A 19,517-nucleotide genomic window follows, 5' to 3' on the forward strand; every position below is an offset into this window, starting at 1 on the left:
GAGATGCTCAAAATTCGTGGTCTTCATGCATATTACGGCAAAAGCCACGTTCTTCGCGGAGTCGATATGGATGTGCCGAAAGGGAGTGTGACAGCTCTTTTAGGGCGCAACGGCGTGGGACGTTCCACAACAGCAAAAGCAATTATGGGCGAGGTCGCTCCAAAGGGGGATATCTGGTTCAAGGGCAAGAATATCTCGGGGCTTCCCAGCCATGCTATTGCGCAGTTAGGTCTTGGCTATGTGCCTGAGAACAGAGATGTGTTTCCCATGATGAGTGTGCGGGACAACCTGTTACTTGGCATTAAGGATATGCGCAAAGCGCTTAAGTGGACCATTGATGATATGCTGGACATGTTTCCCAATCTTAAATCGCGCGCAGATACGCCAGCTGGTGTGCTTTCAGGTGGAGAGAAGCAAATGCTTACCATCTGCCGCACTTTGATGGGGGACCCAGATCTCATTATCATCGACGAGCCGACAGAAGGGCTTGCGCCTAAGATCGTAACGCAGGTTGGTCAGTTGATTACAGAGATTGCGAAGGCTGGTGTTTCTATCTTACTGGTGGAGCAAAAACTCTCAATTGCGCTTAAAATTGCGCAGCACGTTTATGTGATGGGGCATGGGGAAATTGTTTATCACGGCTCGCCAGAGGAGTTTCGTAAACGGGACGATATTCGGCGTGAATGGTTGGAGGTGTGAGCACATTTATACTGGAGAAGTGATGGCGGCGGCATTGCTGGTATTCTGTGAGCGCTGTGATTTGTGTTAGGCAAGCGGTTGCCTATAGTGTTCGTAGGCGGTGCCTATGGGTGTAACGGGGCTGGAAACTTGACGGATAGTGAAGAAAAAGATCGGCGATTTGCGACAACGCTGGCACGTGGATTACAGGTGTTGCGGGCGTTTCGCGCTTCTGACGACGGGCTTGGAAACCAAGAGATTTCGCAGAGAACCGGCATTCCGAAGTCTACAGTTTCCCGGTTGACCTTCACTTTGCAACAGTTGGGGTACTTGAGCCATGCACGCCGGCACGATCGCTATCGCTTTGGTCCTGCGGCACTAGCGCTTGGAAATATTGCAAGTGCGTCTGTTTCTTTTCTGGAAGCTGCAAACCCTATGATGCAACTACTAGCGGATGAAACGGGAACATTGGCCCTGTTGGCGGTGCTTGATGAAAACAAGATGTTGCTGACAAAAACATGGCGCCCGCAAGGAGCGCCAGCGATCTGGCTGGAAGTGGGGCACCGTATTCCAGTTACCAACTCTTCCTCCGGTCACGCTTATCTTGCTAGCCTGAATGATCATGAGTTCTCCCAGGTGTGCGAGCGCGTACGTGGGAGAGATGAAAACATTATTGTTGAAGACCTGGAGCATGCCAGAAAAGCTGGATACTCTCAGTTGCTCTCTCAAGGCTTTGTGATTGTTGGCAAGGAACAACGTTACGCAGAGAATATCAACGCTGTTTCGACAGGTTTTCGCTCGCATGACTTTGGCGAACCCGTCGCAATCAGCTGTGGGGCAACGCCCGAAACGTTGAGTTGGGAGCGAATGCAAAACGAGGTCGGGCCGCAACTTCGCGATAGGGTGAAGGAGTTGGAGCGCGCTCTTGGCTTGCCGTCTGTGTTGGTCAATCGCGGCTAAAATATTGCCTAGTCCTTAGAAGAAGTTGACTGGTTTTCCTAGTTAGTTGTGCACCTTGTGGTGGCAATAATTCCGCATGTCAGAATTATATATTACATATTGAAATAATCTGAGAGCACGCTACTCTACCCTAAGGTTAGGGGCAGGATCAGTGGTTGGGCTGGTCCTACCCAGCCTTAGGTTTGTCCAGTGCAGCGGGGAGGGTAGCCTGTGGACTTGAATTTCTCAGATGATGAGCTGGCGTTTCGTGATGAAGTGCGTGCGTTTTTAAAGGATAATCTTTCTCCAGTAATTGCGGAGAGGGTACGTTTAGGTAAACGTCTTTCTAAATCGGATATCGAAGATTGGCATGCAACGCTCAATAAGCGTGGCTGGCTTGCAAACAACTGGCCGGTTGAGCATGGCGGTACCGGCTGGAATGCGATTTATCGTTACATTTTTGAAGAAGAACTTTGTTTGGCAAATGCGCCACGTACGTTGCCGTTCGGGCTTTCTATGCTGGCACCGGTGCTCTTTAAATTCGGTAGTAAAGAGCAGCAGGAGCGTTTTCTCCCTCGTATTTTGGACGGCACCGACTGGTGGTGTCAGGGGTATTCTGAGCCGCAGGCAGGTTCTGACCTTGCGTCGCTGAAAATGAAAGCGGTGCGCGATGGCGATCATTATGTGGTCAATGGTCAGAAAACCTGGACGACATTAGGCCAGTATGCTGACTGGATTTTCTGTCTTGTGCGTACCGACCCTGAAGCCCGGGCTCAGGAGGGTATCTCATTCTTGCTGATTGATATGAAGACACCAGGTGTCACCGTGCGGCCCATTACGTTGATTGACGGCGGGCAGGAAGTGAACGAGGTGTTTTTTGAGGATGTGCGCGTGCCTGCTGAGAACCTGGTGGGGCAGGAGAATAAAGGGTGGACCTACGCTAAGTATCTGCTCACTCATGAACGCACCAATATTGCAGGCGTTGGTTTTTCAACGGCAGCGCTTGCGCACCTGAAGGAGATTTGCTGCAAACAGATGTCCAGCGGAAAGCCTTTGCTGGAAAATCCGTATTTTGCTGGACGAATTGCAGAGATCGAAATTGATCTTATGGCGATGGCGACGACAAACCTGCGTATGGTCACAAAGGCTGCGGCAGGGCAGGCGCCGGGGGCTGAGAGCTCCATGTTGAAGATTAAGGGCACTGAGATCCGGCAGGCGATCAATGACCTGACACGGCGGGCCGTGGGACGCTATGCAATGCCGTTTGTATCTGAGGCGCTGGACAGCGGGGCGAATGTTGAAGGCGTTGGGCCAGATTATGCTGCGGCTGTGAGCCCGAGTTACTTCAACAATCGCAAGCTTTCCATCTTTGGTGGATCCAATGAGGTCCAGCGCAACATCATCAGCAAAGCAATCCTCGGTCTTTAGGAGTATCCCATGAACTTTAAACACAGTGAAGAACGGCGGATGCTTCAGGACACACTCAGCCGCTATCTTACCAACACCTACACGGCAGACCAGCGATCAGCTTGTGTGAGCAGTGCGCAAGGCTCTAACGAACAGGTTTGGAGTGAGCTGGCCGAGCTTGGCGTCATTGGGGCTTTGTTTGGCGAAGAGCATGATGGGTTTGGAGGCAGCGGGTTTGATATCGCAGTTGTCTTTGAAGAGCTGGGACGGTTTGCTTGCGTTGAACCGCTGATGGCATCTGGTGTTATGGGCGGGCAACTGCTGAGTACGCTTGGGTCAAAGGCGCAAAAGGCACATATTACAGACCTCATTGCCGGTAAGCTGAAGGTCGTGCCTGCACTTGAAGAGCCTCAGTCACGATATGATCTGGATGCAGTTGAAACAACCGCTGAACAAACTGCTGAGGGCTACCGTTTGAACGGGACCAAGTCGGTGGTGATTGGTGCTCCAAGTGCAGATAAGATCATCGTGAGTGCGCGTACAGGTGATGGTGTGCAGCTGTTTTTAGTCGACACTGACTGTGCTGGCGTCGAGCGATACAATTACCCCAATCTGGATGGATACCATGCAAGTGACATTGCGCTTGTAAATGTAAGCGTTCCAGCTTCTGCATGTCTTGGAACGTCGCAAGACGCCTTAGTTGCCTTGGAAGCAGCGCGTGCTGCAGGTGTCGTTGCACTTTGTGCTGAGGCCCTTGGAGCAATGGAAGCTGCCAAGGACCTTACTATTGAATACTTGCGGGTGCGGACACAGTTTGGTCGTCCACTTGGCAAATTTCAGGCGCTCCAGCACCGCATGTCGACAGTCCTTATTGAGATTGAACAGGCCCGCTCGGCCCTTATCAATGTGGCGGGACATTTGTCTGCAGAAACGTCCTTACGTGACAAACACGTTTTTGCTGCCAAGAACCTGATTGGCCGCGTGGCTCAACTCGTTTGCGAGGAAACTATTCAATTGCATGGCGGAATCGGCATGACTGAAGAGTATTCTCTCAACCACTATGCAAAGCGCCTCACGATGATTGATCACCAGCTTGGTGATGTTGACTATCATCTGGAGCGGTTTGTTGGAGTGATGCAGCAGGAAGCTGCTGCTGAGAGTATGTAACTGCGCTGGTATCGCCGGTGCGTTTTATGCGCACTGGCGATCATTTGGGGCTCCCTTACCTGAAGCCCTCTTGATGCATTATTGTATCAGACTTTCTTCGCGTAGGTTTGGCATTCAAACTCTGTAACTGTCCTTGCAAAAACTTCGTGTTCGGCTGTGCGGCTGACAGTGTACATATGGTGGAACTCTTGGCTGCTCATGTTCTGTGCGCTTTTGCTGTGCTGCCACCTGTTGATTGCAGTTTCCCAACTCCCGGTCAGATGATCATAGCTACTCAAATCAGTGTCTGTCGTGATTGGTGAGCCGGGATCACTCTTGTTTTGCAGGCCCAGATAAATACCTTCCAAAAGAGCTGTGACGACCAGATACGGGTTGGCATCTGCCCCAGCAACGCGGTGCTCCAGCCTTGCGCCTTTTCCGTGTGTTGCCGGAACCCGAATAGCAGCTGCTCTGTGATCATAGCCCCAGCAGCACGTGATTGGTGCGTAAGAGCCTGGTTGGAGGCGACGGTATGAATTGGCGTGAGGGGCAAACAGAATTTGCATATCCAGCAGTGTATCTAGCAACCCTCCGACCGCGTGGCGCAGGGTGGGGTTAGCCTCTTGCGAGGTTGCGCTGAAGATGTTTGTGCCCTTCGCGTCCAGCACACTTGTATGCACGTGAAAACCGCTGCCACTTTCGTTTCCGTAGGGCTTTGGCATAAAGGTGACGTCCATTGCGTGTTTGCGCGCGATTTGCCTGATGATCCTTTTGAACAAGAGGCAGTGGTCAGCAGCTTTTAGAGCATCTGGTACGTGTAAGAGGTTGATCTCAAACTGCCCGTGTCCAAACTCAGCTATGGTGGTATCGGCTGGGATACCTTGTACCTGACAGGCACGGTTGATCTGTGTGAGAAATGGTTCGAACTGTGCCATGACATCCAGATCATAGATCTGAGAGGCCTCCAGCCGTTGATTGGTCCCGGGAATGAAGGGTGGCTGCGGAAGGCCGGTTGGACCGGGTTCAATGTCTGTGAGATAAAATTCCAGTTCAGTGGCAACAACAGGCGTCAGGCCTATATCCTGAAATTTCCTTTGCGCAGTTTCAAGAACATACCTCGGGTCAAGTGGGGTAGGCTTTTGTTCTTCAATCTCAAACAGTGTGACAAGTATTTGCGCGGTTGGGACTTTGGCCCAAGGAACAATCTTTAAAGTGCCGGGCACGGGAATGCAGATGCCGTCTGGGTCACCGCGTTCAATAGCCAGTCCCGTCGCAGGCACATCAACGCCCCAAATATCCAGAGCCACAGTTGAAAGGGGAAGACGAACTGCGCCTTCGCAGAGCTTGCTCAGCATTTCGGCAGGAAGCCACTTTCCCCGAAGTGGACCACAAAAACCTGCATAAAGGATCTCAACCTTTTCAAGGTCCGGGTGTTGCTTCAAGAAGGCGTCGGCTTCAATTTGAAACTGTTCCAATTGTGGCTGTACAGCTGTCAGGGTAGGCATACGAACTCTTCTACTGTGATTGGGTTAGGTTTGTTATCAGGTTTTTGGCTTGAACTGACTGGCATAAATACAAAGCAGATCCAAGGCTAATGTTGCGCCGGCCAAAGCCGTGATTTCGGCGTGGTCATAGGGTGGTGAGACTTCAACAACGTCCATTCCTTTAAGGTTTATTCCTGCAAGTCCGCGCAGAATTTCGCGTGTTTGTCCAGTGTTCAGGCCACCAATAACGGGGGTGCCTGTGCCCGGGGCAAAGGCAGGATCGAGGCAGTCGATGTCAAAACTAATGTAACTGGCGCTTTTTCCGGTCACCTGCAATATGCGTTCGATTGTTGCTTTGGATCCGTTGTTGCGTATCCAATCCGCTGTAATTGTAGTGAGGCCTTGCGTATTTGCGTTGTTGGTTCTGATACCAAGTTGTATCGAGGTGTCAGGGTTGATTAAGCCATCTTTCACAGCTCTATAGAACATGGTGCCGTGATCAATGCGCGTTGAGTTATCTGTCCAGGTATCGCTGTGTGCATCAAACTGTATCAATGATAGTGGGCCGTGTTTTTTGGCATGTGCTTTGAGCATCGGGTAGGTGCAGAAATGGTCACCACCCAGCATGAGTGTGGTTGCTCCTTTATCAAGGATCAGGGAAGCTTGTTGTTCCAGTTCCTCTGGTACACTCATCGGGTACCCGGGGTCGAAGATGAAGTCGCCATAGTCAATGACTGCAAGGCGGTCAAATGGATCAAACGACCAGCCCCATGCATGGTCCCAGGCCAAAATCGAGGAGGCCTGTCTTATTGCTCTTGGTCCAAAACGACAGCCGGGTCTGTTGCTCACAGACGTGTCAAATGGAATGCCGCAGACCGCCACATCAACACCCTGCAGGTTTTTGGTGAACGTTCTGCGCATGAAGCTGAGCGCACCGGCATAGCTGGATTCTGCTATGGTTTCATATGGCGTAGAGCGCGTGTAGGCCAGATCGCCGCATGAGTACTCATCCAATGAAGAGGGCTGTTTGACATCAGACATGTTTTCTTCCCCGATCATGTTGAGCTGTGAGCCTGTTGTTCTTCCTTCATGCGTTTGGCATGGGCCTGTTTTGTAATCAGTGATGCGGTGACCACACCAAAGGCAACAACTGCAATGAGAATGGAAGAAAGAGCATTGATTTCAGGTGAAACGCCAATACGTACCTGAGAGTAGATTTTCATGGGAAGTGTGGTCGCGCCGGGGCCGGATGCGAAAGAGGCGATGACCAGATCGTCCAAAGACAATGTGAAAGCCAGAAGCCAGGCGGCCAGAATTGCCGGAAATATGATCGGCAGCGTGATTTGCATAAAGGCTGAGAAGCGGGTGCAGCCTAGATCAAGGGCAGCCTCTTCCATGCTTCTTTCAAAGGTGACAAGCCTTGCGGAGATTACCACTGTCGCGTAGCACATGGAGAAAGTTATATGGGCGAGGGTGACTGTCCAAAAGCCTCTGGTAAAGTCGAGAGAGACGAAGAGCAACAGCAGGGATAGGCCCGTGATTACTTCGGGCATGACCATTGTGGCGTAAATCATACCGGTGAAAAGCGTTTTGCCTTTGAACGAGCCTGCACGGTTCAGGACAAGGGCTGCCATTGTACCAAGAACGGTGGCGAGTGAGGCCGATATGAAGCCAACACGTAACGTCACCCAGGCCGCATTCATAAAGCTCTCATTGGAAAAAACGGACTGATACCATTTGGTTGAAAAGCCAGCCCAGACGGTGACCAGCCGGGACTCATTGAACGAGTAAATCATTAGCAAAATGATTGGCAGGTATAGGAACGCAAAGCCTAATGTAAGTGTTGTTGCGTTGAACCAGTTAAAGCGGGTCATTGACTGGCCTCCGCCTGTTTTTCCTGTTGTTTTTGAAACAGGATGATGGGCATGATTAACATGATCAGCAGCAGGATTGCGACTGCGGAGGCAACTGGCCAATCTCTATTTGAAAAGAACTCTACCCACAGTGTCTTGCCGATCATAATTGTGCTTGAACCACCCAAAATGTCGGGAATAACGAACTCACCAACAGCTGGAATGAAAACGAGGAAGCACCCCGCCCATATGCCTGAAACCGAGAGTGGCAGTGTGATTACCCAGAAGGCTTTGAACGGCGAGCATCCCAGATCAGTTGCTGCTTCAAGAAGGGAGTAGTCGAGCTTTTCTAAAACGGCATACAGAGGCAATATCATAAATGGCAGATACGAGTAGACGATCCCAATATAGATTGCTGCATCAGTGTTCAGGATCGTCAGGGGTTCATCGATGATACCGCTCCAAAGCAGCACATAGTTGAGGACCCCTTCTTTCTTCAAAATGCCGATCCACGCATAGACGCGGATCAAGAAACTTGTCCAAAATGGTAGAATGACCAGCATGAGTAAGGTTGATCGCCATTCCTTGGGGGCTTTTGCCAGGGCGTAGGCGATCGGATAGCCCAGAACGAGTGCTATCATGGTTGATATAAATGCGATCTTGAGGCTGCTGAGATAAGACTTCAGGTAGAGCGTATCTTCAGTTAGCCAGACATAGTTCTCCAAGTCAAAGGCCTGAAACATCGCCACAAAGCCCTGCCAACCCTCAGAAATATCGAAGGTCGGGAAGTAGGGTGGGCGTGCCAGCACCACGTCGGAAAGCGATATTTTCAGGACAATCACAAAGGGGGCAAGAAAGAAGACCAAGAGCCAGATGTAAGGCACTGCGATCAACAATGACCGCCGCCAGCCAGACCCTTGGACCGAAGCTTGCTCTGTCTCTTGTGAGGGAGTGGTGATGTCTGCCAAGGCCATGTTCTCACCTCACGTTTCCAGAAAGACGCCAGCGCCTTTGTCCCAATGAACGAAGACAGTATCTTCCCATGTGATTGGCCGGTCTGCGAGGCGTTCTTGGTTGGAAACTTGAGCCTTTAAAATGGAGCCGTTGGAGACCTTTACGTGATAGGTCGATATGTTGCCTGTGTAACCAATGTCCCAGACCTTACCTTGTATGCAGTTGTCGCTGGTTGGGGGCTTATCCTTTGAGATGCGCAGTTTTTCTGGCCTAACGGCAAGCCAGGCCGTGGTTTGCGCAGGTAGTCTGAGTGAAGTGGAAACAGTTAGAGGTGCCTCCTCATCGCTCCAGTACAGGCTTGCTGTTTCGCCCGTGGAAATATCAGTGCGACCTTCAATGATATTAACGTCTCCGAGGAAATCTGCGGAATAACGCGAGTTGGGGTACTCATAGATTTCGGCAGGGGTTGCGACCTGAACAATCTTACCGTGATCCATCACCGCGATACGGCTGGCGACCGTCATGGCCTCTTCCTGATCATGCGTGACGATCACGAAGGTCAGGCCAAGTTGCTCCTGAATGTTCATCAGTTCAAACTGTGTTTGTTCGCGAAGTTTTCGGTCGAGCGCACCAAGTGGCTCGTCCAAGAGCAGAAGCTTTGGTTTTTTTGCAAGTGACCGTGCAAGAGCGACGCGTTGCTTTTGTCCGCCCGAGAGTTGGTGGGGTTTGCGTTTAGCAAACGGTTCCAACTGAACCAGAGAGAGCATTTCTTCAACGCGTCGTTTGATTTCTGCCTTGGGTGTTTTGTCTTGTTTGAGCCCAAAGCCAATATTTTGCTCCACGTTCATATGCGGAAAGAGTGCATAGGATTGAAACATCATATTGACTGGCCGTTTGTGCGGTGGTGCCTCTTGCAGGTTGCCTTGGCCAAGCAAGATGTTGCCTTTGGTGGGGTGCTCAAAGCCGGCCAACATGCGCATCATCGTGGTTTTTCCGCAGCCTGAAGGCCCAAGAAGCGCGAAAAACTCTCGTTCGTAAATGTTAAGCGACAGGTTCTCTATTGCAGTGAAATCACCGAACTTTTTGGTCACGCCATCAAAGTGAACAAGGGGAACTTCGCCGGGGTTGTTCCACGGGGCGAAGTCGCTGACTGGTTGAGTGCTTACCAAAGTTTCCATTGTGGTCGTGTTCCACTCTCGGTTTTGTCGTGCTTGTGAAGAAACAGAGGACGGCGCGCAGGCAACGGATGTCGCCTGCAGGTGCCGCTTTGGTTATTGACCAGACTTCACTGATGTCCAGGCACGTGTCACAACACGTTGGATTTTGAGAGGGTAGGGCGTTGTAACGTATAAGTTTTCCATCGTGTCTGCATCAGGGTACACTGCTGCATCTTCCAGAACCTCTGCATCCAGATAGGCTTGTGAGGCTTTGTTACCGTTGGCATAGACCACGTAGTTTGAGGCTTTTGCAATGACATCAGGGCGCATGACATAGTCTAGGAATAAATGCGCGCCCTTGGTATTTGCAGCATCCGTTGGGATTGCCATCTGGTCAAACCACATCAAGGCCCCTTCCTTTGGAATGATGTAGTTTATTGTTACGCCATTGTCAGCCTCAGCTGCTCTGTCGCGCGCCTGGAACACATCGCCCGACCAACCGATTGCAAGACAGATGTCTCCGTTTGCAAGTGCGTTGATGTATTCTGAGCTGTGAAATTTTTGTATGTAGGGCCGGATTGTTTTGAGAAGCTCAGCAGCTTTGTCCAGATCTGCTTTGTCGTGGCTATCTGGATCAAGTCCCAGATGGTTCAAAGCTGCCGGGAATAACTCGGTTGGGGCGTCCAGCATATGAATGCCGCAGTCCTGAAACTTGGCTAAAATTTCTGGATTGAAGATAATGTCCCAACTGTCGACTGGTTTGCCGTCAAGGCGCTTTGCGGCGGCCTCTACGTTGTAGCCAATGCCGGTGGTGCCCCAAAGGTAGTTGATTGAATAGGCGTTGCCAGGGTCATATATGGAGGTTCTTTGTGAGACGACAGACCACATGTTCTTAAGGTTCGGGAGTGCGTCTTTGTCCAGCTTTTGAAAGACACCAGCTTGAATTTGCCGAGAGAGGAAGCTGCCTGTAGGTACGACAATGTCATAGCCTGTGGTTCCTGCCAGAAGTTTGGTTTCCAGAACTTCGTTTGAATCGAAGACGTCATAGTTGACCTTTATGCCGGTTTCCGCTTCAAAATCTTTCAGGACGCTTTCGTCGATATAGTCCGACCAGTTGTAGACATTGATGGTCCCGTCTGCCTGTGCAACGCTTGTTGCAAGTGCCGCCATGGCTGCGCTTACCAGTGTTACTGTCAGTTTAGACTTGAAGCTCGAAATCATTTTATCTTCCCCCTCAAATGCTGCCCAGCATTGGTGCTGGCCTGTCTGGATCTGGCAATCTCCATTGTTTTTATTAGTGTGCCCGTTTTGAAAGATGAGCACAGAAAACACGGATAGGCAATAGTTTGTGATCAAATTATCTATGCAGCGGGACGAGGAGCTTTTATAGTACTTTCATGACCAAAACGACTTTACACAGTGCTTCTACGAGTGATGCGGTTGTTCCCGTACATGAACAGGTTTACCAGCAACTGCGGGACCGGATCCTGTTTGGTGGCTTCTTGCCAGGCAAGGCTGTTACTTTACGCGGACTTGCTGATGATCTGGGCGTGAGTGCTATGCCAGTGCGTGAGGCTGTTCGCCGTCTTATTGCTGAAAATGCATTGGAACTACATGGAAATCGACGCGTTTTTATTCCTGATCTTTCCGAGAAAGTCATTAATGAGATTTGGTCTGCACGCCGACTTTTAGAGGTTGAACTGGCGTTGATGGCTCTTAAAAACCTGAGTGATGATGATATTCAGAGTCTGCAAGATATAGATGAGCGGATCGACGTATCGTTAGAAACTGGCGATGTGGAAGGGTATATGCGCGGTAACTATGAGTTTCATTTTTACCTATACTCTCAAAGCAAATCAGAGGTTCTTATCAAGTTGGTCAGGAACCTTTGGGTTCAGTTCGGGCCGTTTATGCGCCTTGTTTATGGTCGCTCAGGTACAGCGAATCTTGAAGACCAGCATAAACAGGCTCTTGAGGCCCTGAAATCTCGAGATCAACGCGCTTTAAGAGCAGCGCTTGAGGCAGATATCTCGCAGGGGATGGGTTTTATTCAGGAAACCATTTGTCTGCCAGATAAGGTTTGAATGCGGCGTATCAGATGAAGGAAATACTGCATTTTCTGCCATTAGCTGTGCGGTAAAGATGAGGTCCGGGAGGCTGTTGTTTTTTGGTTTCTAGGCGAATAGATTGACAATGTTCATTTTGTGATCACAAAATATCAAGGTGTTTTTTGTTCGCCTGTGAATCGCTGGGAGGCGGTTGCCGGGTTTGTAAGGCTTGCATCGTCTGGAAGGAGTGACCCCATGGACTACATTGCCAATCTTCCGCCAACACATGTGTTGCAGAAAAAGGATGCCGCTCATCATCTGCATCCCTTTACTGATACCCAGAGCCTTAATGCAAAAGGCACGCGGATTATTACGCGAGCTGAAGGCGTGTATTTGTGGGACTCTGAAGGCAATAAAATTCTTGATGGAATGGCCGGTCTTTGGTGCGTGAATGTTGGGTATGGCCGAAAAGAGATCATCGAAGCCGTTCATCGCCAGATGCAGCAGCTGCCCTACTACAATACATTTTTCCAGACATCACACCCTCCGGCGATTGCCCTGGCAGAAAAGATTGCAAAGCTTGCACCTGGAGACCTTGATTATGTGTTCTTTGCAGGTTCTGGTTCTGAGGCGAATGATACAGTGGTGCGTATGGTGCGTCATTACTGGGCCAGCAAAGGTAAACCGACCAAGAAAACCATAATTTCCCGACATAATGCCTATCATGGTTCAACGATGGCGGGGGCGAGCCTTGGCGGCATGAGTGCTATGCATGCCCAAGGTGGATTGCCCATCCCAGATATCACCCATATCAATCAGCCTTACTGGTATGCAGAAGGCGGGGACATGGACCCGGCAGAATTCGGGTTGGCACGGGCGCGCGAGTTAGAACAGGAAATTGAACGACTGGGTGCGGACAATGTGGCGGCATTTATTGGTGAGCCTATACAAGGGGCAGGTGGGGTTATTATTCCGCCTGAAACGTACTGGCCTGAAATTCAGCGGATTTGCCGCGAGCACGATATCTTGCTGGTTGCTGATGAAGTCATTTGTGGCTTTGGGCGCACGGGTCACTGGTTTGGTTCGCAAACATTTGGCTTCAAACCTGACCTGATGCCAATCGCAAAAGGCCTATCCTCTGGTTATCTGCCGATTGGTGCTGTGGTGATGAGTGAAGATGTTGCCCAGGGTTTCATCACACATGGTGGTGAGTTTTGTCATGGCTTTACGTATTCTGCACATCCTTCGGCTTGTGCAGCGGCGTTGGCTAACCTGGAAATTCTTGAGAGTGAACGTTTGCCTGCAAAAGTTGCGACTGATACAGGTCCGTATCTTGCAGAACGATGGCAGACACTGGCTGAGCACCCGCTTGTCGGTGAAACGCGCATTTGTGGTTTGATCGGTGCGTTGGAGCTTTCACCCGACAAAAAACGTCGCGCTCCCTTTGAAGCGGAAAGGGGCACTGTGGGCACCATCTGCCGTGATCATTGCTTTGCAACGGGGCTGGTGATGCGCCATGTGGGAGATACGATGGTTATTTCGCCTCCGCTTGTCATTTCTCACTCAGAAGTGGATGAGCTGATCGAGAAAGTACATCGGGCATTGGACCTGACTTCAGCGGATATTGCGCTTCAAGGGATCAAGTAGGCTTCAGTCCAGTGTGCGTTTGAACCTTTTCAGAGCGAGCAATGAAAGCAAAGCGACGAACAGGAAGAGCATGTAAACGCTGGCAGATACCTCGTGCCACTCCGCTCCTTTTAAAAGGATAGCGCGCACAACCCTTAGGAAGTGGGTAAGAGGGAAGACCTCGCCAAGCTTTTGGGCCCATTCAGGCATGCCTGCATATGGGAACATAAAGCCTGAGAGCAGCAGGGATGGCAGGAAGAAGAAAAAGGCTATTTGCAATGCCTGCATTTGCGTCGTTGCCACGGTGGAAATAAAATATCCCAGCAGCACAAGGGCGATGACGAAGACAAGTGTAGCGGCGATCAATAGCATCAGTGTGCCTTCAAACGGAATGCTGAACAAAACTTTGCCTGCCACCAAAACAACAACGACCTGAACAGCTCCAACGACGATGTATGGCATAACCTTGCCGCACATAATCTCGAAGGGGGATGCCGGCATTGACAGCAGGTTTTCCATGGTTCCGCGTTCTGTCTCACGTGTGAGCGCAATGCTGGTCATCATCACCAATGTGAGCTGAAGGATCACGCCCAACAAGGCGGGAACAATGTTGTACTGGGTAACGCCTTCAGGGTTGTATTTTCGATGGATGATTGTACTTGGCGTTAGAAGATCTTGCTTCAGGCTTGGGTTCTTTTGTTTGACGTTGGCGATCGCCTGTTCGATAATTGCTGGAGCGGAGGCAACTGCAGCGCCAGAGGCGGCGGGGTCTGTTGCATCTGCTTCGATGAGAATATTGGGAGTCCCTGCCTCTGCTTGTTTGGCAAAGTCGCTTGGGATCGTCACGATAAATGTGATTTTTCCTTTTCGGAGCATGCTCAGCGCTTGTGAGGGGGAGGCGTCTTTTTCGGTGAATTTAAAGTATTCTGAGTTTTCCAATGCGGTAACAGCTGCACGTGCATATGGGCCGTTTGCCATTGTGACCAAAGCGGTGGGAAGTCCACGCGGATCATTGTTGATCGCATAACCAAACAGCACGAGTTGGACCAATGGTACTCCAAGCATCATCGCGAAGGTGACACGGTCGCGGCGCATCTGAATGAACTCTTTGATGAGCATTGCCAAAAGTCGCTGAAATGAAAATATATGACTCATTGCATATTGTCCGTGCTGTCACTCATAAACTTGATGAAGACGTCTTCCAGGTTGGTTTCAGCGCGCTCAATGTGAATGTCATCATGTTGTTCTAGTGGTTTAAGTGCCCGCTTTAATGCCTGTAGGTTTGTTCCTGTTACGTGCAGGGAGTTTCCAAACGGAGCCACCTGGTTTACCCCTTTGTTAGCTTGCAGCTCGGGGATAAACCGCTCCAGATTAGTACCGGTGAGCGTGTATGTATAAAGGCCTGCATCTGCAATAACATCACCCAGAGGACCATCTGCCAGTTTGACGCCGTAGGAGATGTAAGTGATCCTATGGCAGCGTTCTGCCTCGTCCATGTAGTGGGTTGAGACAAGGACCGTCATGCCCTCAGCTGCGAGACGGTGAATTTCCTCCCAAAAGTCGCGGCGGGCTTTGGGGTCTACGCCGGCTGTTGGTTCATCCAAAAGCAAGAGCTTTGGTTTGTGCATGGTGCAGGCCGCAAGAGCGAGGCGCTGCTTCCAGCCACCAGACAGTTCTCCGGCCAACTGGTCACGACGCGACAGCAAGCCAAGCTTTTCCAGGGTTTCTGTTGTGTGCTTTTTTACTGATTTAAGGTCATAAAGCCGAGCGACAAAGCTAAGGTTTTCTTCGATCGTCAGGTCCTCATAAAATGAGAACTTTTGGGTCATGTAACCAACCTGGCTTTTGATCAGCAGGCGATCCTTGAGCAGGTCATAACCAAGTACCTGGCCGTGTCCCTGATCGGGCTTGAGCAAACCACACATCATGCGGATGCAAGTTGTCTTTCCTGAGCCGTTGGGGCCAAGGAAGCCCACAATCTCACCAGGTTTGACATTGAGCGAGACATTGTTGACCACGAGTTTTTTTCCAAAACGCTTTGTTAGGCCCTTTACGTCGATCGCATTCATCGCAAGCTGTCCAAATTAACGTCAAAGATTTGGCCGGGCCTAAGCGGGGAGTGCTTGGTAACGGGTTTGGCCTGCACCTCGTAGACCAGCTTTTCCCGTGCCTCTAGTGAGTAGATGACTGGTGGTGTAAATTCAGGCCCTTCTGCAATATGGGTGATCTGCAAGGCTTGCAGAGTTGTGCATCCAGAGCATCTGGCATTGAACTGGGCCCCCAACTTGAGTTGGGAGTATTGCTCTTCAGGTACAAAGAAGTGAAGTTTGACTGAGGTGTCGGGAAGTAGACTAGCGACTGGTGCAGAAGGGCCTGCCATCTCTCCTTTATGAAGGAAGATATCTGTGATCTTGGCGTTTTCTGGTGCGTAGATTTTTCGTTTTTCTAAAAGCCATTCAGCCAGATCAACCTTTGCTTTCGCCATTTCATACAAGCTCTCGGCTGCGGCGATCTGGTCTTCACGAGCCGGTAGTTTGGCGACGCTGAGTTGTGCTTGAAGCTCTGTGGTCCGCGCTTGTGCAACCAATAAGGCTGTTTCGGCTTCATCGAACTGGGCTTGAGAAATAACATTGCGCCCTAAGAGACCTTGGTATCGATCATAAACGTTTTGAGAGTGCTGGGCTTGTGCTTGTGCGGAGCGCAGTGTGGCTTTTAATACCTCGATCTCCTCAGGGCGCTTGCCCAGCTTAAGGTCTTTGAGTGATGAGAGTGTTTGCTGAAGCTGCGCTTTAGCTTCCGCCAGTTTCATGTTTGCGTCCGATTCAACGAGCACAGCAATGAGCTGGCCTTTCTTGACCAACTCCCCTTCCTCGACTTTTACATCAGCAATTTCGGAGAGCTCTACCGGCGCAAGCTTCAGGTAGTCACCTTCGACATAACCTGCTGTCAGGTTGGGCTCTGGCGAGCAAAACGCGATCCAACCTGCCACGATTGGAAGCGTGCAGACATTAAGCATTACTTGGGCCTTTCGATAAATCATCCAGAAGGGCATTGATTGAGCGGTGCAGGGTCGTCTTGATCTGGACCAGTTCATCTGGTCCGATGGACTGCCAGTTCATGCGTTTAAGCACCAGTGGGCGTGCGAGACGGAGGTAGAGCAGCTGACCGATCATTGCGAAGATCGCGAGTTTCAATTCATCAGAGGTGACGGGCTGTCCAGTGGCCCGGCTGAAAAGAACGGACACGCGATCCATTAATGGTTCAAATATCAGGTGGTAGAGCGTGTCGATTTCGTCTGGTGAGTGAAGCAGCTCTTTTAACATAAAGCCGATCAGCAGCTCTGCGCGCTTATTGGTCTGGGTGAAAGTGATCAGCTTATCTGTAATTTCAATTATTTTTTCGCGCGCCTGTGTGGGTGATAGTTGCTCAATTTCAGAGAGTTTTCTGTTCAGCACAACTGAGAGAACGTCGCCTATCGCCATTGCAACAAAATTAATGCAGGCGCGCTTCAGTCCTGCCTTGCCTTCGAAGTGATAAGCAATAGAGGCAATGTTGGTCTTTGCCGTCTGCGCAATTGCGCGGGTCGAGGTTGCTGCAAAGCCCTCGGTTCCAAAGTGTTCGAGGGCAGACATAATGAGATCGCGTTTTGTTTTGGCTGAGGGTGTTTCAGATGCCAGGACTTTACGCAGTTCATCAGGGCTAGGGGAATTTGCCATTGCGTCACCATAAATTAAATCAATCGATTGATTTAATGTTATATCCATTTTTTCTGCCTGTAAAGAATGTATCGTCAAATCTACTTCGGCGGAAAATTAGGGAAGGAACGGCTGTTTTGTAGTTTCTACACAGGCTATTTCCTATTTCCACAGCTACAGTAGCAACTTGCTCTTGAATTTCAGGTGGTTCGTGCTATCTACCCGCTCATGGACACGTGGCCGAGTGGTCGAAGGCGCTCCCCTGCTAAGGGAGTAGGCCCGGAAGGGTCTCGAGGGTTCGAATCCCTCCGTGTCCGCCATCTTCCCTTTATTCGTCAAGCTGAATTACATAACAATAACAACGTGTTATTGTGTGTTTTTTCTTTTGTGTTGACACTGAATCCCTTCCCTACATAACATTCTACATAACAAACTACATAACATTTGTGTTTGGTGGAGTGTGAAATGGGGTTCTCATTAAGTCGCGGTATCTACTATTTTGTGAAGCGTGTCCCAAAAAGATATGCCTTGGTTGAGCCTCGCACTCGTATCCAAATTTCCCTGAAAACCAAAAGTCCTGATGTTGCTGAAAAGAAGTCTCTCATGGTTGAAGAGAGGCTGGTTGCCTATTGGGAGGCTCTTCTTGCGAATAAAGAGGAGAGCGCTCAGGCGCATTACAAAGCGGCACTGAATTTTGCATCTGCGCACGGGTTCTCCTACCTATCGATCGACGATGTGGTGGTGTCTCCGCTTGATGATCTTGTCAAGCGTGTGAACGTGATACCGGAAACTGAAGTGCCTAGGCAAAACTCGGCTGCGATTGCGGGCGTTTTGGGTACTGAAAAGCCAGCCGTAAAGCTCTCAAAGGTGTATGAGGATTATCTTGAACTTACACCTGACCTGCGTGTGGGGATGAGTGACGACCAGATCAGGAAATGGAAAAACCCAAAGTACAAAGCGATAAACAACTTCATTGCAGTGGTGGGTGATAAGGATGTGCGGGAGATCGGCCGCGAAGATGGGTTAAGATTGCGGCAATGGTGGATGGACCGGATCTTGGACGAGGGGATTAAGCCTGGGACAGCCAACAAGGACTTTACTCACCTGTCGAAAGTTTTTTCGACATGGTGCGATCTGAAACAAGAAAAACTTGAGAATCCATTTGTCCGGCTGCGGCTTGCAGAAGACGGGATCCAAGATGAACGCCCACCGTTTTCTCGTGATTGGATTGAAACGAAGCTGCTGGCTCCTGATGCATTCGGGGAGACCAATGAAGAGGCTGTATTAATCTTCAAGATCCTGATCAATACCGGATTGAGACCCTCTGAGGTGATTGGCGCAAAGCTGGAGCACTTCAAGATCACTCACAATGTGCCACATATCAGCATTGAAGAGTATCGAGCAGAGAGCTTTATGAGGAAGCTGAAAACCAAGTGGTCGGCACGCGAAGTCCCGCTTGTGGGTGTTTCGCTGGAAGCTGCACGGCGACTGGTGGCGCTTGGAGGGGTGCAGAAATACTACCTGAAATCAGATCAATGGTCGGCTCTCATCAACAAAGAGCTGGATGTGCATGGGTTGCGGGAAACTGAGCAGCACACGGCTTACTCTCTGCGGCACTCATTTGAAGACAGTTTGTTGGAGGCTGGGGTGGATCATCGCTTGCGTGTGGAGCTGATGGGGCATTCATACGAACGGCCAAAATACGGGGAAGGGGGGAGCTTACAGCTCAAGCGTGAGCAGATAGAGAAAATTGCGTTCTACTGAGCAGCAAGCTTTAATGCCAGTTGGAGGGCATCTTCTTTCTGCTTGTACTCTTCGACTTCTTTGGTCAGGCGCTGGAAGATGGGCAGGTATTGGGTGTTGCCTGCTGCAATGATCCTGGCAACTTTCTTTTGCGCATTGAGAAGGCTCTCCAGCGTTACCTCCTCAATTTGAGGTGCTGAAGGTGCCTTTTGCGCTCTTAATTTTCTGCGTGGGGCAACGTTCATTTGATTACTTTACCTTCTTGCGTCTAGCTGGTTGTCAGAAAAGCTGGAGAAGCAGGGCTTTAAGTAGGTCTAGCGTGTGCCATGTAAGGGCGATGACCAGTGCCAGTTTAAGTTCCATCTTGAGACCCGCTCGGCACTTGCTGAGAGACGTTCCAAGCCTCAATCATTTTGGGTTCTTGCCCTTCGGCCAAGATGAGTTCGTGCATTAGTTCCGAGCACACGAAGGCCATAGCGACACTTTGATCTTTGAACGCCTTGGGCTTGTGATCTTTGCCCTTGCGCTCATCGAATATTTCCCATTCACCGGGACCGCCGCGTAGTCGAAACAAGCGACCGTCTTTCGAGTTGATGTCCCAATGGCCTATGTTCCGTCGATAAACTTGGAAATGAGGAACCATTCCCGTCTCCTGCGTGTTGGGTTTAGCTAGATTGGACCTTGGGTTGCTCAAGCTTAAGCTTAAGTGCTGCCAGACCTGCTCAAGCTCTGCTGCAACTTTGGATGATTTGGCATCAGGAAGATGTGGCTTCATTGGCATTCTCAC

19 protein-coding genes and 1 tRNA gene are annotated in these 19,517 nt (G+C 50.3%); 8 read left to right on the plus strand and 12 right to left on the minus strand.

Going from position 1 to position 19,517, the window contains the following annotated elements:
- Positions 1-3: 3 nt before the first annotated feature.
- The 4 genes from BMZ51_RS10490 (at position 4) to BMZ51_RS10505 (ending at position 4,191) form a co-directional block, all read left to right on the plus strand.
- Entirely contained in the window at positions 4-699 is a 696-nt protein-coding gene (locus tag BMZ51_RS10490; protein ID WP_068011300.1) for an ABC transporter ATP-binding protein, read from the plus strand.
- Positions 700-786: 87 nt separating this feature from the next.
- Positions 787-1,638, plus strand: coding sequence for an IclR family transcriptional regulator (locus BMZ51_RS10495; protein WP_244271435.1), 852 nt, complete (start codon positions 787-789; stop codon positions 1,636-1,638).
- 210 nt (positions 1,639-1,848) lie between these two features.
- Positions 1,849-3,045: an acyl-CoA dehydrogenase family protein gene (locus BMZ51_RS10500; RefSeq protein WP_068011236.1), complete on the plus strand. Its 1,197-nt coding sequence runs from the start codon at positions 1,849-1,851 to the stop codon at positions 3,043-3,045.
- Between the two features lie 9 nt (positions 3,046-3,054).
- On the plus strand, positions 3,055-4,191 hold the full coding sequence (locus BMZ51_RS10505; RefSeq protein WP_068011234.1) for an acyl-CoA dehydrogenase family protein: 1,137 nt from the start codon (positions 3,055-3,057) through the stop codon (positions 4,189-4,191).
- A gap of 86 nt (positions 4,192-4,277) precedes the next feature.
- Here the strand turns inward: BMZ51_RS10505 and BMZ51_RS10510 are convergent, their stop codons facing one another.
- The 6 genes from BMZ51_RS10510 to BMZ51_RS10535 form a co-directional block, all read right to left on the minus strand.
- A complete protein-coding gene (locus BMZ51_RS10510) occupies positions 4,278-5,675 on the minus strand; it encodes a glutamine synthetase family protein (RefSeq protein ID WP_068011233.1) in 1,398 nt (465 codons plus the stop codon).
- Between the two features lie 36 nt (positions 5,676-5,711).
- Positions 5,712-6,695 (minus strand): agmatinase, encoded by a 984-nt coding sequence (gene speB / locus BMZ51_RS10515; protein WP_068011298.1) that lies wholly within the window; start codon positions 6,693-6,695, stop codon positions 5,712-5,714.
- A 14-nt stretch (positions 6,696-6,709) separates the two neighbouring features.
- A complete protein-coding gene (locus BMZ51_RS10520) occupies positions 6,710-7,528 on the minus strand; it encodes an ABC transporter permease (protein WP_068011230.1) in 819 nt (272 codons plus the stop codon).
- Positions 7,525-8,481 carry an ABC transporter permease subunit gene (locus tag BMZ51_RS10525; protein WP_082825770.1) on the minus strand — a complete coding sequence of 319 codons (957 nt, stop codon included), beginning with the start codon at positions 8,479-8,481 and terminating at the stop codon, positions 7,525-7,527. Before BMZ51_RS10525 ends, BMZ51_RS10520 begins: the two co-directional genes overlap by 4 nt.
- 9 nt (positions 8,482-8,490) lie before the next feature.
- Positions 8,491-9,639, minus strand: a complete 1,149-nt coding sequence (locus BMZ51_RS10530; RefSeq protein WP_068011228.1) for an ABC transporter ATP-binding protein — start codon at positions 9,637-9,639, stop codon at positions 8,491-8,493.
- Positions 9,640-9,732: 93 nt separating this feature from the next.
- Positions 9,733-10,839: a polyamine ABC transporter substrate-binding protein gene (locus BMZ51_RS10535; protein ID WP_068011225.1), complete on the minus strand. Its 1,107-nt coding sequence runs from the start codon at positions 10,837-10,839 to the stop codon at positions 9,733-9,735.
- A 176-nt stretch (positions 10,840-11,015) separates the two neighbouring features.
- Here BMZ51_RS10535 and BMZ51_RS10540 point away from each other — a divergent pair, with 176 nt between their 5' ends.
- Positions 11,016-11,702: a GntR family transcriptional regulator gene (locus BMZ51_RS10540; RefSeq protein ID WP_068011223.1), complete on the plus strand. Its 687-nt coding sequence runs from the start codon at positions 11,016-11,018 to the stop codon at positions 11,700-11,702.
- 219 nt (positions 11,703-11,921) lie between these two features.
- Entirely contained in the window at positions 11,922-13,313 is a 1,392-nt protein-coding gene (locus BMZ51_RS10545) for an aspartate aminotransferase family protein (protein ID WP_068011221.1), read from the plus strand.
- 3 nt (positions 13,314-13,316) lie between these two features.
- Here BMZ51_RS10545 and BMZ51_RS10550 read toward each other — a convergent pair whose 3' ends face one another.
- Genes BMZ51_RS10550 through BMZ51_RS10565 form a run of 4 tightly spaced genes read right to left on the minus strand, consistent with a single transcriptional unit; the run spans position 13,317 to position 17,008 of the window.
- Positions 13,317-14,447, minus strand: a complete 1,131-nt coding sequence (locus tag BMZ51_RS10550) for an ABC transporter permease (RefSeq protein WP_068011218.1) — start codon at positions 14,445-14,447, stop codon at positions 13,317-13,319.
- Entirely contained in the window at positions 14,444-15,361 is a 918-nt protein-coding gene (locus tag BMZ51_RS10555; protein ID WP_068011216.1) for an ABC transporter ATP-binding protein, read from the minus strand. Before BMZ51_RS10555 ends, BMZ51_RS10550 begins: the two co-directional genes overlap by 4 nt.
- Positions 15,358-16,308, minus strand: coding sequence for an HlyD family secretion protein (locus tag BMZ51_RS10560; RefSeq protein WP_068011214.1), 951 nt, complete (start codon positions 16,306-16,308; stop codon positions 15,358-15,360). The genes BMZ51_RS10555 and BMZ51_RS10560 overlap by 4 nt, the downstream gene beginning before the upstream one ends.
- Positions 16,301-17,008 carry a CerR family C-terminal domain-containing protein gene (locus tag BMZ51_RS10565; RefSeq protein WP_068011296.1) on the minus strand — a complete coding sequence of 236 codons (708 nt, stop codon included), beginning with the start codon at positions 17,006-17,008 and terminating at the stop codon, positions 16,301-16,303. The genes BMZ51_RS10560 and BMZ51_RS10565 overlap by 8 nt, the downstream gene beginning before the upstream one ends.
- Positions 17,009-17,217: 209 nt before the next feature.
- Here BMZ51_RS10565 and BMZ51_RS10570 point away from each other — a divergent pair.
- A tRNA-Ser gene (locus BMZ51_RS10570) sits at positions 17,218-17,307 on the plus strand.
- Positions 17,308-17,452: 145 nt separating this feature from the next.
- Positions 17,453-18,751 carry a DUF6538 domain-containing protein gene (locus BMZ51_RS10575; protein ID WP_068011212.1) on the plus strand — a complete coding sequence of 433 codons (1,299 nt, stop codon included), beginning with the start codon at positions 17,453-17,455 and terminating at the stop codon, positions 18,749-18,751.
- Here BMZ51_RS10575 and BMZ51_RS10580 read toward each other — a convergent pair.
- Positions 18,745-18,975, minus strand: a complete 231-nt coding sequence (locus tag BMZ51_RS10580) for a hypothetical protein (RefSeq protein ID WP_068011210.1) — start codon at positions 18,973-18,975, stop codon at positions 18,745-18,747. The two genes, BMZ51_RS10575 and BMZ51_RS10580, sit on opposite strands and share 7 nt — an antisense overlap.
- Positions 18,976-19,082: 107 nt before the next feature.
- A complete protein-coding gene (locus BMZ51_RS10585; protein WP_208979424.1) occupies positions 19,083-19,511 on the minus strand; it encodes a hypothetical protein in 429 nt (142 codons plus the stop codon).
- Positions 19,512-19,517: the final 6 nt, after the last annotated feature.

The sequence above is a fragment of the Pseudovibrio axinellae genome (assembly GCF_900110875.1).
In the GTDB taxonomy this organism is placed as follows: Bacteria; Pseudomonadota; Alphaproteobacteria; order Rhizobiales; family Stappiaceae; genus Pseudovibrio; species Pseudovibrio axinellae.

Excerpts from the sequence above, each read along its gene's own strand:
- BMZ51_RS10520 (WP_068011230.1), bottom strand. The coding sequence starts at position 7,528 with ATGACCCGCTTTAACTGGTTCAACGCAACAACACTTACATTAGGCTTT.
- BMZ51_RS10540 (WP_068011223.1), top strand. The coding sequence starts at position 11,016 with ATGACCAAAACGACTTTACACAGTGCTTCTACGAGTGATGCGGTTGTT.
- BMZ51_RS10575 (WP_068011212.1), top strand. The coding sequence starts at position 17,453 with ATGGGGTTCTCATTAAGTCGCGGTATCTACTATTTTGTGAAGCGTGTC.
- BMZ51_RS10580 (WP_068011210.1), bottom strand. The coding sequence starts at position 18,975 with ATGAACGTTGCCCCACGCAGAAAATTAAGAGCGCAAAAGGCACCTTCA.
- BMZ51_RS10530 (WP_068011228.1), bottom strand. The coding sequence starts at position 9,639 with ATGGAAACTTTGGTAAGCACTCAACCAGTCAGCGACTTCGCCCCGTGG.
- BMZ51_RS10565 (WP_068011296.1), bottom strand. The coding sequence starts at position 17,008 with ATGGCAAATTCCCCTAGCCCTGATGAACTGCGTAAAGTCCTGGCATCT.
- BMZ51_RS10505 (WP_068011234.1), top strand. The coding sequence starts at position 3,055 with ATGAACTTTAAACACAGTGAAGAACGGCGGATGCTTCAGGACACACTC.
- speB (WP_068011298.1), bottom strand. The coding sequence starts at position 6,695 with ATGTCTGATGTCAAACAGCCCTCTTCATTGGATGAGTACTCATGCGGC.
- BMZ51_RS10510 (WP_068011233.1), bottom strand. The coding sequence starts at position 5,675 with ATGCCTACCCTGACAGCTGTACAGCCACAATTGGAACAGTTTCAAATT.
- BMZ51_RS10585 (WP_208979424.1), bottom strand. The coding sequence starts at position 19,511 with ATGCCAATGAAGCCACATCTTCCTGATGCCAAATCATCCAAAGTTGCA.
- BMZ51_RS10560 (WP_068011214.1), bottom strand. The coding sequence starts at position 16,308 with ATGCTTAATGTCTGCACGCTTCCAATCGTGGCAGGTTGGATCGCGTTT.
- BMZ51_RS10490 (WP_068011300.1), top strand. The coding sequence starts at position 4 with ATGCTCAAAATTCGTGGTCTTCATGCATATTACGGCAAAAGCCACGTT.
- BMZ51_RS10535 (WP_068011225.1), bottom strand. The coding sequence starts at position 10,839 with ATGATTTCGAGCTTCAAGTCTAAACTGACAGTAACACTGGTAAGCGCA.
- BMZ51_RS10555 (WP_068011216.1), bottom strand. The coding sequence starts at position 15,361 with ATGAATGCGATCGACGTAAAGGGCCTAACAAAGCGTTTTGGAAAAAAA.
- BMZ51_RS10550 (WP_068011218.1), bottom strand. The coding sequence starts at position 14,447 with ATGAGTCATATATTTTCATTTCAGCGACTTTTGGCAATGCTCATCAAA.
- BMZ51_RS10545 (WP_068011221.1), top strand. The coding sequence starts at position 11,922 with ATGGACTACATTGCCAATCTTCCGCCAACACATGTGTTGCAGAAAAAG.
- BMZ51_RS10525 (WP_082825770.1), bottom strand. The coding sequence starts at position 8,481 with ATGGCCTTGGCAGACATCACCACTCCCTCACAAGAGACAGAGCAAGCT.